Annotated in this window: 17 protein-coding genes; 9 read left to right on the plus strand and 8 right to left on the minus strand. The window is 67.7% G+C overall.

Translation table 11 applies throughout. The annotated features are described in order from the left end of the window. The 3 genes from WBB14_RS14030 to WBB14_RS14040 form a co-directional block, all read left to right on the plus strand. A partial coding sequence (locus WBB14_RS14030; RefSeq protein WP_424240371.1) for an FUSC family protein occupies window positions 1-982 on the plus strand: 982 nt, incomplete at its 5' end. A 3-nt stretch (window positions 983-985) separates the two neighbouring features. Next, on the plus strand, window positions 986-1,774 hold the full coding sequence (locus WBB14_RS14035) for an NRDE family protein (protein ID WP_424240372.1): 789 nt from the start codon (window positions 986-988) through the stop codon (window positions 1,772-1,774). 120 nt (window positions 1,775-1,894) lie between these two features. Beyond that, the gene (locus WBB14_RS14040; protein ID WP_424240373.1) at window positions 1,895-2,329 is read left to right on the plus strand and encodes a carboxypeptidase-like regulatory domain-containing protein; all 435 of its coding nucleotides are present in this window, start codon (window positions 1,895-1,897) and stop codon (window positions 2,327-2,329) included. A 6-nt stretch (window positions 2,330-2,335) separates the two neighbouring features. On the opposite strand, the gene WBB14_RS14045 is transcribed toward WBB14_RS14040, so the two are convergent. Continuing rightward, the gene (locus WBB14_RS14045) at window positions 2,336-3,313 is read right to left on the minus strand and encodes a glycerophosphodiester phosphodiesterase family protein (protein ID WP_424240374.1); all 978 of its coding nucleotides are present in this window, start codon (window positions 3,311-3,313) and stop codon (window positions 2,336-2,338) included. Between the two features lie 12 nt (window positions 3,314-3,325). Beyond that, a complete protein-coding gene (locus WBB14_RS14050; protein WP_424240375.1) occupies window positions 3,326-3,700 on the minus strand; it encodes an MAPEG family protein in 375 nt (124 codons plus the stop codon). 147 nt (window positions 3,701-3,847) lie between these two features. Here WBB14_RS14050 and WBB14_RS14055 point away from each other — a divergent pair, with 147 nt between their 5' ends. After that, the gene (locus WBB14_RS14055; protein ID WP_424240376.1) at window positions 3,848-4,696 is read left to right on the plus strand and encodes a lysostaphin resistance A-like protein; all 849 of its coding nucleotides are present in this window, start codon (window positions 3,848-3,850) and stop codon (window positions 4,694-4,696) included. A gap of 16 nt (window positions 4,697-4,712) precedes the next feature. Here WBB14_RS14055 and WBB14_RS14060 read toward each other — a convergent pair whose 3' ends face one another. From WBB14_RS14060 to WBB14_RS14075, 4 genes are all read right to left on the minus strand, one after another. Next, complete coding sequence (locus tag WBB14_RS14060) at window positions 4,713-5,765, minus strand: alkene reductase (RefSeq protein ID WP_424240377.1); 1,053 nt, start codon at window positions 5,763-5,765, stop codon at window positions 4,713-4,715. A gap of 53 nt (window positions 5,766-5,818) precedes the next feature. Then, complete coding sequence (locus tag WBB14_RS14065; protein WP_424240378.1) at window positions 5,819-6,166, minus strand: ArsR/SmtB family transcription factor; 348 nt, start codon at window positions 6,164-6,166, stop codon at window positions 5,819-5,821. 173 nt (window positions 6,167-6,339) lie between these two features. After that, window positions 6,340-7,749, minus strand: coding sequence for an amidase family protein (locus WBB14_RS14070; RefSeq protein WP_424240379.1), 1,410 nt, complete (start codon window positions 7,747-7,749; stop codon window positions 6,340-6,342). Window positions 7,750-7,776: 27 nt separating this feature from the next. Further along, complete coding sequence (locus WBB14_RS14075; protein ID WP_424240380.1) at window positions 7,777-8,763, minus strand: Bug family tripartite tricarboxylate transporter substrate binding protein; 987 nt, start codon at window positions 8,761-8,763, stop codon at window positions 7,777-7,779. A gap of 132 nt (window positions 8,764-8,895) precedes the next feature. On the opposite strand from WBB14_RS14075, the gene WBB14_RS14080 reads away from it, so the two are divergent. Then, the gene (locus tag WBB14_RS14080) at window positions 8,896-9,849 is read left to right on the plus strand and encodes a LysR substrate-binding domain-containing protein (protein WP_424240381.1); all 954 of its coding nucleotides are present in this window, start codon (window positions 8,896-8,898) and stop codon (window positions 9,847-9,849) included. On the opposite strand, the gene WBB14_RS14085 is transcribed toward WBB14_RS14080, so the two are convergent. Both WBB14_RS14085 and arfB read right to left on the minus strand, forming a co-directional pair. Beyond that, window positions 9,821-10,504, minus strand: a complete 684-nt coding sequence (locus WBB14_RS14085; RefSeq protein ID WP_424240382.1) for a DUF2238 domain-containing protein — start codon at window positions 10,502-10,504, stop codon at window positions 9,821-9,823. The two genes, WBB14_RS14080 and WBB14_RS14085, sit on opposite strands and share 29 nt — an antisense overlap. A 2-nt stretch (window positions 10,505-10,506) precedes the next feature. Further along, window positions 10,507-10,923 (minus strand): alternative ribosome rescue aminoacyl-tRNA hydrolase ArfB, encoded by a 417-nt coding sequence (gene arfB / locus WBB14_RS14090; RefSeq protein WP_424240383.1) that lies wholly within the window; start codon window positions 10,921-10,923, stop codon window positions 10,507-10,509. A 100-nt stretch (window positions 10,924-11,023) separates the two neighbouring features. On the opposite strand from arfB, the gene queE reads away from it, so the two are divergent. The 4 genes from queE to WBB14_RS14110 all read left to right on the plus strand — a co-directional run. Next, window positions 11,024-11,656, plus strand: coding sequence for a 7-carboxy-7-deazaguanine synthase (queE, locus tag WBB14_RS14095; RefSeq protein WP_207473205.1), 633 nt, complete (start codon window positions 11,024-11,026; stop codon window positions 11,654-11,656). Between the two features lie 28 nt (window positions 11,657-11,684). Continuing rightward, window positions 11,685-12,128 carry a 6-carboxytetrahydropterin synthase QueD gene (gene queD, locus WBB14_RS14100; protein ID WP_424240384.1) on the plus strand — a complete coding sequence of 148 codons (444 nt, stop codon included), beginning with the start codon at window positions 11,685-11,687 and terminating at the stop codon, window positions 12,126-12,128. Window positions 12,129-12,304: 176 nt separating this feature from the next. Beyond that, the gene (locus WBB14_RS14105) at window positions 12,305-12,781 is read left to right on the plus strand and encodes a MarR family winged helix-turn-helix transcriptional regulator (protein ID WP_424240385.1); all 477 of its coding nucleotides are present in this window, start codon (window positions 12,305-12,307) and stop codon (window positions 12,779-12,781) included. Beyond that, window positions 12,778-13,949 (plus strand): FUSC family protein (locus WBB14_RS14110; RefSeq protein ID WP_424240386.1); only part of this gene is annotated, 1,172 nt, incomplete at its 3' end. The genes WBB14_RS14105 and WBB14_RS14110, both read left to right, overlap by 4 nt.

The following is a 13,949-nucleotide window of genomic DNA, read 5'->3' on the forward strand; positions in this document are numbered from 1 at the left end:
GCCCTGGCGCGTGCTGGCGCGCACCTACCGGCCGGGGCCCACCACGCTGCGCTACCTGCTGCGGCTGGGCCTGTGCCTGATCGCCGCCGAAGCCGTGGCGCTGGCGGCCTCGCTGCCGCGCTCCTACTGGGTGCCGCTGATCGTGGTGGTGGTGTTCAAGCCCAACTTCGGCTCTGTGTTCGCGCGGGCGCTGCAAAGCTGCGCCGGCAGCGTGGTCGGCGTGGCGATCAGCGCCACCGTGCTGGCGCTGGACCGCAACGGCATCGTCAGCCTGCTGACGGTAGCGGCGCTGGCGTCCCTGCTGCCCTGGTCGGTGCGGCGCAACTACGGCTTGTTCTCGGCCATCCTGCTGCCTATCCTGATGCTGCTGATCGGCGCGCTGCAACCGGGTAGCTGGCCCATCGCGCTGGCGCGCCTGATCGACGTGGCCGTGGCTGCGGGCATCGTGCTGCTGGTGGGCTACCTGCCGTGGATACGGATCGAACGCAGCAACCTGGACAACACGGTCGCCGCCGCCATGGACACGCTGGCCGCCTATCTGAACACGGTGTTCCAGGCCGATCCCACCAGCCGCCACGACCTGCGCGCCAGCGCCTATGCGCGGCTCTCCGACCTGCGCATCGCCTTGCAGCGCGGCCTGTCCGAGCCCCGCCTGGTCAGCCGCCGCGCGCTGGCCTGGTGGCCGGTGGAGGTCGCGCTGGAGCGGGTCGCCAACGCCATTTCCGACACGGCCTGGTCGCTGCCCGCCGATCAGGCTGCGCCCAGCGCCGCGGAACTGGCGCAGTTGGCCGGGTGCCTGCACCAGATGAGCGCCGCCGTGGCGCAAGGCACAGCCATTCCGCCTGCCGCCGTCGCCTCGCCCTCGCCCGCGCTGCGCGACGTGGCGGCCCAGATCGAAGCCTTGCGCGCCGCACTGGCCGGCCCCGATTTCGCGGCCACGCCAGGCCAGGCTCTTCCCCACAAACCCGCCAACCAGGTCTGAATCATGTGTCTTGCCGTACTGGCCTTGCATGCCTTGCCGGGCATCCCCGTCCTGATCGCCGCCAACCGCGACGAGTTCCACCAACGCCCCACGCTGCCGGCCGCGCAATGGCCCGATGCGCCCGAGGTCTATGCGGGCCGCGACGGCCTGGCTGGCGGCAGCTGGATGGGCGCGACGACCGGCGGACGTCATGCCCTGGTGACCAACTTTCGCGAACCCGGCAAGATCATCCAGAACGCGCCTTCGCGCGGCGCGCTGGTCGAAGACTACCTGCGCGGCGCGGTCTCTCCGGCCGACTACCTGGCGCAGGTCCATGCCATGGGCCAGGCCTACAACGGTTTCAACCTGATCGTGGGCGATGCGCAGGAAGCCTGGTATCTCAGCAACCGCGACGGCGGCCCGCGCCGCCTGGCTGCCGGCGTCTACGCCCTGTCCAACCACTTGCTGGACACGCCCTGGCCCAAGCTGGCCCGCACCAAGGCGGCATTCGAAGCCGTGCTGCGCAGCGGACCGCAGCCGGACCTGCCCGCGTTGATGGCCGCGCTGGCCGACCGTCAGCCCGCCAGCGACGCCGAGCTGCCCGCCACCGGCCTACCGCTGGATCGGGAAAGACTATTGAGCAGCCCCTTCATCGTCAGTCCGAACTATGGCACCCGCAGTTCCAGCGTACTGGCGCTGCGCGGCGATGGCGCCGGACAGCTGGATGAAAGGCGCTTTGCCCCGGACGGCTCGGTCAGCGGCGAAAGCCGGCTGACATTCTCCTGGCGCACGGCTAGCAGTACGCTTGCATAGGCTGCGGAAACAATCGGTTGATATCGGAGGCCCGCGAACGCGAACTCCACGCCGGCATGCGGGTCGAATTGTTCATGCGCGCCAAACAAGCGCGCAGGTCGTCCTATCCAGGAGAGTCTCATGAACAAGCGTATAGAACGCTGCACCATGGCCGCCGCGACGGCGCTGGGCAGCATGGCCTTTGCCGGAATCCTGTCCACCGCCCAGGCGGGCCTGCCGCCGGTGCAACAGCAAGGCTCGGTGCAGTACGTCAGCGGCGGCATCGGGCTGGACGAATCCGAAGCCATGAAGGCCGCCGCAAAAGACTATCCGCTGGTGCTGACGTTCGCAGCTCAACGCGACGGCAAGGCCGACTACGTCGCCAATGTCGCCGTCACCATCAGCGACGCGCATGGCAAGTCCGTCTTGCAAGTGACCGCCGAAGGTCCGTACATGCTGGTGAAGCTGCCGGCCGGCAACTACAAGATCTCGGCCACCTACAACGGCCAGGCGCAGCAACGCGAAGTGTCCGTGCAGAACGCGGGCAGCGCGCGCGCCGTGTTCGAATGGAAATAGCAGCCTTCATGGCCCGCGCTTGAACGCGCGCGCCACGGCTTCGATTTCGTTGGTCCAGATTCCGCCCGCGTATCCTGCCGGCACGCGGCGGATGTCCTCGGGCGTGTCGATGCCGGTGGAAAAACCCTCGCCGCCGTAAGGGCCGATCAGGAACGCGCTGCTGCCCGCCGCATCCATGCGTTCCAGAAAGCGGCCGGGCCAGCCCCACAGCCAGGGCGCGACGTTCACCGGCACCATCAACACCATGCCGCGGCAGACCTGCGGCACATGGCCGCTCCAGCCTGCGGCCACATAGCGCAACAGGCAGGACTTCAAGTCCGAGCGCGTCAGCGTCCGCACGTCCGGCGCCAACTGGCGCAGCCGGGCTACCGGCTCCTCGCCCCCGTACACCATGAAGTCGGCCCGCCGCGTGGACGGCAAGCCATTGAGCACGGCCGCCAGCGCCGCGCCCTCGGCCGCGTCGCGGCTCTTGACGTTGATCAGGAAACGCTGGCGCGGAAACGTCTCCAGCACTTCGGACAGCGTGGGCATCAAGCCCACGCCGCGTCCGCGGAACGGAAAGGTCTTGCCGCCGTCGGCGGTATAGCCATAGCCGATGTCCAGCGCCTTGAGCTCGGCCATCGTGTGCGCGCGCGTCTCGCCGCGGCCCTCGGTGCGGCAGTCGACCGTCCAGTCATGGAACACGGCGAACTGTCCGTCGGTGGTGGGGTGGACGTCGATCTCCACGATGTCCGCGCCGGCGTCGAAGCTGGCGCGCATGGACGCGATGGTGTTTTCCAGATAGCCGTGCGAGGGCGCGACGATGCGGGTCGCGGTGCAGGTGTCCTGCTCCATGCCCGCCGTGTCGTAGCGCTGCGCGATGCCGCGATGCGCCAGCAGCGTCGCCCGCGCGCCGGGATCGGGCACGGTCCGGTCGGCGTTGTTGAAATAGACGAAGCCCAGCAACGCGAAGGCCGCCAGCGCCGCAACGCGCCGCTTGCGCATGCCTGCCGCCCCTTAAACGCCGGAGAACAGGATCGCGATGATGAAGCCCACGCTGATCGTCCAGACCAGCGAACGCAGCGCGCCCCAGCCCGCCAGGTACATGGCCAGGTAGCCCAGCCGCACGCCCAGCCAGCAAGCCATCAAGGTGGCCACATGCGCGGGCGGCGTCTGGGTATACAGCGCGAACAGCACGGCCGCATAGAAGAACGGCAGCGATTCGAAGGTATTGGTCTGCGCCGCGTTGGCGCGCGCCCGCCAGCCATCCTGGCGCGCCAGCCAGGCGCGCGGATCATTGTTGTCGAACTTCTGTCCGCCCGCCTTGGCGACTATCGCCGATACGAAAGGCAGCACCGCCGCCGCCAACATCAACCACGCGATCATCTTCATAGCTTGCTCCCAGGTATCCGGCAGGCGCCAGGATACCTTTGTTCGGGGCGCGGCGTCAGAAGGCGAGCCGCCGGGTGGATTGCGCAATGCCAAACGGCCTGCGTCGGACAGCATTTACACTCTGCGCTTTCGCCTGTGTCGACATCCATGCCCCTGCTTAGTCCCTGGTCCTCCCTGTTTCTTGCCGCCGCCATGCTATGGCCGCCCGCCACGCGGCGCTGGGCGCTGGCGCCGCTGGCCGCCGCCTACGCCTGGGCCTGGGCCGAGGGCACGATAGATCCCATCGCGCTGGCCTGGCCTGCACTGCTGGTCCTGGCCGCGACGCTGGTCCGTCCGGCATCGAACGCAACCGCGCGCGCCGCGGGCCACGCCCTTTTCGTCGCGCTGGCGGCGCTGCTTTTCCTGCACCTGCTGCCAGGCTTTCACAACCCACAGGTCATCGCGCCGGCGCCGCTGAGTCCGGATGCCGTGCCTTTCGGCATGTACCTGAACCTGGACAAACCGCTGGTGGCGTTCTGGGTGGTGCTGGCAATGGCGCCGCCGATGGCGGGTGCGGATTTTCGCGCGACGCTGTCGTCGGCGTTCCTGGCCTGCGCGGCAGCAGTTGCCGTCTGCATGGGCTGCGCGCTGGCGCTGGGCGTGGCGGGCTGGGCTCCCAAATGGCCGCCTTCGGGTTGGATCTGGCTGATCAACAATGCCCTGCTGGTGACCTTGGCCGAAGAGGCGCTGTTCCGCGGCTACCTGCAGCAGCGGCTGACGGCCCTATGGAGCGGCCGCGCCTGGGGTCCGTGGGCGGCATTGATCGTCGCGGCCGTGTTGTTCGGCCTGGCGCATTACGCGGGTGGCTGGCAATGGATGCTGCTGGCCAGCCTGGCCGGCGTGGCCTACGGCCTGGCCTACCGGTACGGCGGCCTGGCTGCGGCGGTGCTGGCGCATCTGGGCCTGAACGCGGCGCACTTCGGCTTGTTCACCTATCCGATGCGCGCCGTGCTTTGAGGGCCAGGCCTTTCATCTACGCCAGGGCCGGATAGTCGGTATAGCCGCCCGGACCCGGGGCATAGAACGTGGCCGGATTGGGCCGGTTCAGCGGCGCCTTGAGTTCGAAGCGGCGCGCCAGGTCCGGATTGGCGATGTACTGCACGCCAAAGGCCACCGCATCGGCCCGGCCCGCGGCGATAGCTGCCTCGGCGGACTCGCGGCCGAATCCTTCATTGGCGATGTAGGTACCGCCGAATTCGGCCTTGAGCATCGGACCCAGGCTGTTGGCGGCTTCGTATTCGCGCACGCACAGGAAGGCGATGCCGCGCTTGCCCAGCTCGCGCGCCACATAACCGAACGTGGCGGCCGGATTGGAATCGCCCATGGTGTGGATTTCCCCGCGCGGCGACAGGTGCACGCCCACGCGGCCCGCGCCCCACACCGATATGGAGGCGTCCACCGCTTCCAGCAGCAGCCGCGCGCGGTTTTCCAGGGAACCACCATAGGCGTCAGTGCGGTGGTTGGTGCTGTCCTGCAGGAATTGGTCCAGCAGATAGCCGTTGGCGGCATGCACTTCCACGCCGTCGAAGCCGGCTTCCATGGCCATCTTCGCGCCATGGCGATAGGCCTCGACCACACCCGGAATCTCGGCCGTTTCCAGCGCTCGCGGCGTGACGTAGGCGCGCTGCGGACGCACGTGGCTGACGTGGCCTTTGGCCGCAATGGCGCTGGGCGCCACGGGCAGGTCGCCGTCCAGGAACATGGGATCGGAAATGCGGCCCACGTGCCAGAGCTGCGCCACGATCAGGCCCCCGGCCTGGTGCACCGAAGACGTGACCTTGCGCCAGCCCTGGACCTGCTCGGGGGTCCACAGGCCCGGCGTATCCGCATAGCCCACGCCTTGCGGCGTGACGGCCGTGGCTTCGGTCAGGATCATGCCGGCGCCGGCGCGCTGGGTGTAGTACTCGACCATCAGGTCGTTGGGTACGCGGCCCGGGCTGGCGTGCATGCGCGTCAAGGGCGCCATGACGATGCGGTTGCGCAGCGTCAGATCGCCTGCGCGCAGGGGTTCGAAAAGTTGGTTCATAGGTAAATCCTTGGCCCCGGCTCAGGGGGGCCGCTGGCGGCGTAGCGGGGGAGCTACATATCCTGATTCAATCGCCGCAGGAACGCGGCAATGACGGTTTCGTTGCGACGGTAGAAAATCCACTGCCCCGCCTTGGTGGCCGAGATCAGCCCAGCGCGCTGCAAGACGGCCAGGTGCGAAGACACGGTGGACTGTGACAGCCCGCAGCGTTCGTCGATGTGGCCCGCGCATACGCCATGCTCGAAGGTATGGCCCGGGCGTTCCTCGAAGTACGCATGCGGCGTCTTCAGCCACGCCAGGATGTCGCGCCGCACCGGATTGGCCAGCGCCTTGAGGATGGCGTCGGCGTCGATGGCCGGTACAGCGGCGGCGGGGTCTGGGCTGGAAGTGGAGGCAGTCATATTCAAATATCGCAATTTATCGAATCTTATATCGGAACTATTCGATATATAGTCATGCCCCTGCGGCGGTCAGGGCTATCCGCCCGAGGCTATCCGCCCGAGGCTATCCGCCCGAGACTATCCGCCCGAGGCTATCGCCCGCCGGCGCCCTTCCCCATCCCATGCCGCGTCGCTCAGACCGGGCACCTGTCCAATACGGACCATCCCGCGCGCGCCTCGATGGCCTCGCCCGCGGCCAGACACAGGTCTTCCCGGAATCGCCCCGCCACCAGCTGGACGCCCATCGGCACGCCGTCCGCCAGGCCGACGGGGACCGACAGGCCCGGCAAACCCAGTATCGCGGTCGAAACCAGCGGACTCTGGGCGCGCAGCATGTCGCCCATGGCCGCGTCGCCTTGCTGGTCCTGGTCGACCGTGAACGGGCGCGCGAACGATACCGGCATGAGCAGGACCGGGTTGCGTTCGAAGAATGCGCCCCACTCCCGCAGGATGGTGGTGCGCATGGCCAGCGCCTGGACCAGGCCGTCCTTGTCCAGGGACGAGGTGTGCGCCAGCATGCTGCGGTACGCGCGCTGGATCGCCGCATCGCCGGCGCGCTCGATTTCGCGGCCCATGGAGCCGGAAGCCTCGTTCATCAGCACATTGCGCCAGAGCTCGGCGGCGTCCTCGAACCTGGGCGGCGCCGCGGCTTCGATGATGTAGCCCGCGTCTTCCAGGTGTTTCGCCGCGCACAGCAAGGCGTCCAGCACGGCGGGATCGGGCTTCAAGGCCGAGGTGCCGCAGAACAGCGCCACCCGCCGGCTGTCGCCTGGCCGCCGCAGATCCAGCGGCGCCGGCACCCACCACGGATCGCGGGAATCCCCGTCGGACATGGCTTCCAAGCCCAGCCGCAAGTCGGCGATGGTCCGGCCCAATGGCCCCTGGGTCGCAGCCAACTGGGAGGCGACCGGACGCTCCGACTTCTGGCTGGCGTTATAGGCCGGCACCCGGCCTTGCGACGGCCGCAGCCCCGCCACGCCGCAAGCGTAGGCCGGGTAGCGGATCGATCCGCCCTGGTCGCTGCCGTGCGCCAGCGGCCCCATGCCCAGGGCGGCGGCAACGGCCGCGCCCCCGCTGGATCCGCCCGGCGTGCGCGCAGCGTCGAAGGGGTTGACGGTGCGGCCATGCAGGTCGTTGTCCGAGAACCAGCGCCAGGAGAATGCCGGAACATTGCTGCGGCCGATGACGACCGCGCCCGCCTTGAGCCAGTTGTCGACCGCCGGATTGTTCTCGCGGGCGATAAGGTCCCGGTACGCCACGACGCCATTGGTCGTGGCCGATCCGGCCAGATCGGCGTTGGCCTTGATCGTTACCGGCACGCCGTGCAGGATGCCCAATTGCGCTCCCGCGCGCACCGCAGCGTCGGCGGCGTCGGCCGCCTTCAGGGCCTGATCTACGTAGATCTCGGTCAAGGGGTTGAAGACCGGGTTGAGTTGCTCCGCCCGTTGCAGGCAGCTCTGCACGGCTTCCCGGCTGGAAACGTCCCGATTGCGGATGGCCTGGGCCAGGTCGACGGCGCTCCAGCGCCAGAGTTCGTTCGTCATGAGGGCTCCGGATGGTTGTGAACGCGGTCAGTCGGCCGACGCGCCAGAACGTTTCACCATTTCGCCCCAGCGCGGAATCTCGGTAGCGATCAGGCTGGCGAACTGTTCGGGCGTGGAAGGCGTCGCGTCGACGGACAGCGTTTCATTGAGCTTGAGGACAGCGGGATCCCGCAGCGCCTTGGCGATGGCGGCATTGAGCTTGTCGATGATGGGCTTGGGAGTACCGGCGGGCGCGACGATGCCGCCCCAGGACACCACTTCGAATCCTTTCAGGGCGGACTCATCGATGGTGGGCACGTCCGGCAGGACCGGCACGCGCGCCAGGCTGGTCGCCCCCAGCACCTTGACCTGGCCGGAACGTATGAAGGGCAGCACGCCGGCGACGTTGTCTATCATGACGTCAAGCTGCCCGCCCGCGATGTCGACCACCGCCTGCTGGCCGCTCTTGTAGGGGACGTGCAGCATGGTGGTACCCGACTCGCTCTTGAGCATCTCGCCCGCCAAGTGGGCGCTGGAGCCCACGCCCAGCGACCCCACGCTGACCTTGCCCGGATGCTGTTTGGCGTAGCTGATCAGGCCGCTCACATTGCTGGCCGGGAAATCATTGCGGGCGATGAGGACCAGGGCGTTGCTGATGGCAAGGCTGATGGGCGCGAGGCTGCGTTGCGGGTCGTACGGCAGCTTCGCATACATGCTCTTGTTGATCGCCAAGGTCACCAGGTTGCCGAAACCTATCGTGTAGCCGTCCGGCGCCGCGGCGGCCAGCATCTGGGTGCCGACGATGCCGCCCGCCCCGCCGCGGTTGTCGACGATCACGGGCTGGCCCAGCTCGCGCCCCAGCGCATCCGCGATCGGCCGCAACACCACGTCGGGACCGGATCCCGCCACATACGGCACGATGAGTTTGACCGGCCGCTCGGGCCAATCCGCCTGGGCCGTGCCGGCGCTGGCCGCTCCCAGCATGGCAAAACACAATGAAACGGCCTGTCGGACACGACGGGAAAAGATCTGCATGGCTTGCTCCTGAACTGAAGTACGGGACTGCACCGGGTCTTGTCGTCGTGAAGCTTAGAGATCGCCCGCGCTGCGCATAAGGCTATTTCTTTGTTAAGGTGACAACTGCTAGTTGTCGCTATCGAGGATCGAATGAAGGACCACCACCTCCGCGCCTGGCTGAAGGTCGCCGAACTGCGCAGCATCAGGGCCGCCGCGCGCAGCTTGCACCTGAGCCAGGCCGCGGTAACCAAGGCCATCAAGGAATTGGAAGCCGAACTCGAAGCGCCCCTGCTCACCCGCAGTCCCAAGGGCATTGCGATCACCGAATGCGGCGCACATCTGACGGTGCGGGCGCAGCTCGCCCAGGCCCAGCTCACGCTGGCGCGCCAGGACATCCGCCAGTTGCTCAGCGGCGCCCAGGCGCGGGTGGCCGTGGGCGTGACGCCCATGGTGATGCTGAGCGTACTGCCCGACGTGCTGAGCGATTTCAGGCAAAGCATGCCTGCGGCCAAGCTCAAGGTTTCGGAAGGCTTGCTGGCGGCGGTCCTGCCCGCGCTGCGCAACGGTGCCCTGGATTTCGCGCTGGCCTCGGGCGTGATGGGCGGCGACAGCGGGCACGAGTTCGAGTTCGAGGCGCTGCGGCCGCTGGAGTTCATGATCGCCTGCCGGCGCGGCCATCCGCGGGCGCAAGCCACGCGCTGGGAAGATATCGTGGACTGCGAATGGCTGCTCAACGTATCGGGCGGCAGCCACACCGACGCGTTTCTGCAAGGCCTGCGCGCGAACGGCCTGAAGGCGCCGGAACGCGTGATCGATTGCGATACCTTCGGCGTGATGTGGAACCTGATGGTCCGCAGCGACGCGCTGATCATCTGCCCGTCCGGCATGCTGGAAATCCAGCCTTACGGCGGCGAGGCCAGCCAGATCCTGGCGGACGCGCCCATGCCGGTCGCCGATATCGGCATCATGACGCTACGGGGAACGCCGCTGTCGCTCGCGGCGGCGACCATGGCCGATCTGTTCCGCCGCCACATCCAGCGCCAGGATCAGCGCCAGGCCCACACGGGCGCCCGCGCTACCCGCCAGGCTGGCGGCGCGGCTTGAGGCTGTCGGCCCAGTCGCGCGCCAGGTCGCGGCGGGCGCGGCGGTTGACCAGCGCGGTAATGGCCATGGCAATGACGGCGCCGGCGGCGGCCAGCGCCATGTCCTTCTGGGCGTCCCAGATGTCGCCCTGGGTGCCCAGGTAGGCCGCGCCCAGCTCGCTGCCCACGGTGGCGGCGGCGCCCCACTCCAGCAATTCATAGAGCGCCGAGGTCGACAGCGTGACGTCCATCGGCAGGAAGTAGGCCCAGAAGCCGCGCACCTCAACCACGCGCAAGAAGATCTCGCGGATGGGATAGGCCAGCAGCAGGCCATAGGCAAAATGCACCACGCGGTCGAAATTGTTGCGTTCCCAGCCGACCATGCCGTTGAAGCTATGGCCCGTCAGCGCCCGCCACCAGTCGTCATAAGGCACCAGCGAATAGGTGTAATGCGCGCCGACCGCATGCAGGCACAGGTAGAGAAAGATCAGCGTGTACGAGGTCCGCGAAAACACGAACCAGCGGCGCGTGAAGAACAGCGCCGCACCAAAGGCCAGCACCAGCGCATTCTCCAGCGCCCAATCCGCGCGATCGTGCGGCGCGATAGCCAATGCCGTCCAGATGAGCGCGAACAGCACGCCCAGCGTGTACAGGTAGCGCCGGCGCGGGTCGGCCACGGTCAGTCTCCCTGGACTCGGCCGCGCAGGCGCTTGACTTCGCCGTGCAGCACCTTGCGCTGCACGCGCCGGCGTTGCGAGGCGCGGGTGGGCTTGGTCGGGCGGCGCGGCTTGTCGGTGCGCGCCGCCGCGCGCACCATGGCGATCAGGCGTTCGATGGCTTCGGCCCGGTTCTTTTCCTGGCTGCGGAACGCCTGCGATTTGATGACGATGACCCCGTCCTTGGAGACGCGGTGGTCGCTCAGCGCGCACAAAGCGTCCTTGATTTCCTCGGGCAGGCTGGAGGCGCGCACGTCGAAACGCAGGTGCACGGCGCTGGACACCTTGTTGACGTTCTGGCCGCCCGCGCCCTGGGCGCGGATCATGGTGAACGCCAGGTCGCGTTCATCGAGGTAGATGGAATCTTGGACGTGAAACATAGGCCGCAAGTATAGATGCGCCGCGCAAAGTAAAATAATGCGCTTTTGCCTGATTTATCCGGGGTCCGCCCTTATCCAGCGTCCGGCCGCCGGCACCAACATGACTTATTCCGCCAAAGAAATCTTCAAGACGTTGCAGGGCGAAGGCGCCCATGCAGGCCGCGCGGCGGTCTTCTGCCGCTTTGCCGGCTGTAACCTCTGGACCGGCCGCGAAAGCGACCGCGCCAGCGCCGCCTGCACCTTCTGCGACACCGACTTCATCGGCACCGACGGCGAAGGCGGCGGCAAGTTCGCCACGCCCGACCTGCTGGCCGACGCCATCGCCGCGGCCTGGGGCCCCGGCGCCACTGACCGCTACGTGGTCTTTACCGGCGGCGAACCGCTGCTGCAGCTGGACGCGCCCCTGCTCACGGCCGTGCACGCGCGCGGCTTCACCATTGCCATTGAAACCAATGGCACCATCAAGCCACCCGCCGGCATCGACTGGATCTGCGTCAGCCCCAAGGGCACGGCGCCCGTGGTCCTGGAACGCGGCGACGAGCTCAAGCTGGTCTATCCGCAAGCCAACGCGCGCCCCGAAGCCTTTGCGCACCTGGACTTCGACCACTTCTTCCTGCAACCCATGGACGGCCCCGCGCGCGCGGCCAACACCGAGCAAGCCGTCCAGTACTGTATGCAGCACCCGCAATGGCGGCTCAGCCTGCAGACCCACAAATACATAGGCATTCCATGATTTACCCTTGCCCCCTGCGGAGCGCGCCATGATTTCCGTGACCCGCAGGCTGGAATTCGACGCCGGCCACCGCATTCCCGACCACCGCAGCCAGTGCCGCAACCTGCACGGCCACCGCTATGTGCTGGAAATCACCCTGACCGGCGACGTGGTGCAGGCGCCCGGCGAGTCCGACAACGGCATGCTGATGGATTTCTCCGAAATCAAGCACATCGCCAAGACCCACATCGTGGACGTCTGGGACCATGCCTTCCTTGTCTATGAGGGCGACGCCGCGGTCCGCGGCTTCCTGGACAGCCTGCCCGGCCACAAGACCGTGGTGCTGGACCGCATCCCCACGGCCGAAAACCTGGCCGCCATCGCCTTCGAGACCCTGGCCCCGCACTACCACGGCCACTACGGCGCCGAACTGCGGCTGACTCGCGTGCGCCTGTACGAAACGCCCAACTGCTGGGCGGACTGCAACGGCTGAGCGCCGGGGCGCGGCCGCCGCTGCCGCGCCTGTCTTTCCCTTAACTCCCGCCCTCCTGACCTTCGGTTTTCCATAGCTGGAAAACCCGACCCCTATTTTCCCGATTGAGAAAATCCATGGAGATAATCGTCATTTTCAATTAATAGTAAGCTAATAGATAGGATACAATCTATTCCATGAACACGCCCACCGACTCCCAGCTCATGGCCACCACCTCTGCCCTGATGGTGCTGTCGCGCGCCTACCGCGGCGCCGCTGATAAGGCACTGGCCGACTACGGCCTGTCCCAGGCCACCGCCTGGCCCGTGATCCTGGCCGGCCGGCTGGGAGACGGCGTGCGCCAGGGCGCGCTGGCCGAGGCGCTGGGCGTGGAAGGCCCCTCGCTGGTGCGGGTGCTGGACCAACTGGTCGCCGCCGGCCTGATGGAACGTCGCGAAGACCCGCACGACCGCCGCGCCAAGACCCTGCACCTGACCGACGCCGGCCAGGCGCTGCGCGCCACGGTGGAGGACGTCCTGGTCGATTTGCGCCGCCGCCTGTTCCGGGGCGTGAGCGAAGCGGATCTGGAAGCCTGCCTGCGGGTCTTCGACAGCCTGAAAGTGACGCTGGGCCGCGGCGGCGCGGGCGCCCAAGCGCAGGACGAACAAGCGTGAAACTCCCCAACGTCCGCGAAAGCATCTTCTCGCTCAAGAGCTACCTGAGCGCCATCATGGCGCTCTACCTGGCCTACAGCATGGGTTTGCCGCGTCCGTTCTGGGCCATGACCACTGCCTATGTAGTGGCCCAGCCCTGGTCGGGCGCGGTGCGCTCCAAGGCGCTGTACCGCCTGGCCGGCACTTTCTTCGGCTCGGCCGCCACCGTCTACCTGGTGCCGCGGCTGTCGAATTCGCCGGTGGTCATGACCGCCGCCATGGTGCTGTGGGTGGGCGCCTGCCTGTACCTGTCGGTACTGGACCGCACGCCGCGTTCGTACCTGTTCATGCTGGCGGGCTATACCGCCGCCATGATCGGTTTCCCCAGCGTGACGGCCCCAGCCCTGGTGTTCGACACCGCGCTGGCCCGCGTCGAGGAAATCAGCCTGGGCATCGTCTGCGCCACGCTCATCCATAGCATCGTGCTGCCGCGCGGACTGGCCCCTGCCCTGACGCTGATGCTGGACAAGGCGGTGCGCGACGCCCGCAACTGGATGCACGACACGCTCAGCGGCCAGGCCACCGAACAGAAGGACCGCGACCGCCGCGTGCTGGCCAACGACATCACCCAGCTGCGGTTGATGTCCACCCACGTGCCTTTCGACACCAGCAACCTGCGCTGGACCTCCGGCGCGGTGCGAGCCATGCAGGACCAGATCGCGGCCCTGACGCCCACCGTGTCGGCCGTGGAAGACCGCATGCGCGCCCTGCAGGCTGGCGGCCAGCCACTACCGGAGCCGGTTTCGGCCCTGCTGGCAGACATCTCCGAATGGATCAACGCCGGCGCCCAGGCCACGCACGAAACCGCGGTGCAGTTGCGCGCCGCGGCGACCCGGCTCACGCCCGCGATCGACAGCCGCTCCAACTGGCGCGACGTGTTGCTGGCCAGCCTGATGACGCGGCTGCGCGAACTGGTCGACACCTATGACGAATGCCTGGCGCTGCGCCGCGAAATCCACGCCGGCCTGGCGGGCGCACCACAACGGGCTTCGGCACATAAAGCCCACGCTGCCCGCGACCCCAACGCCGCGTTGCACCGCGACCATGGCATGGCGCTGCTGTCCGCGCTGGCCGCGGGTGTGGCCATTTCAGTGTGCTGCGCGTTCTGGATCGGCACGGCCTGGAGCAA

Origin of the sequence: Achromobacter sp. (genome assembly GCF_049647645.1) — a bacterium.
Classification (GTDB): domain Bacteria; phylum Pseudomonadota; class Gammaproteobacteria; order Burkholderiales; family Burkholderiaceae_B; genus Achromobacter.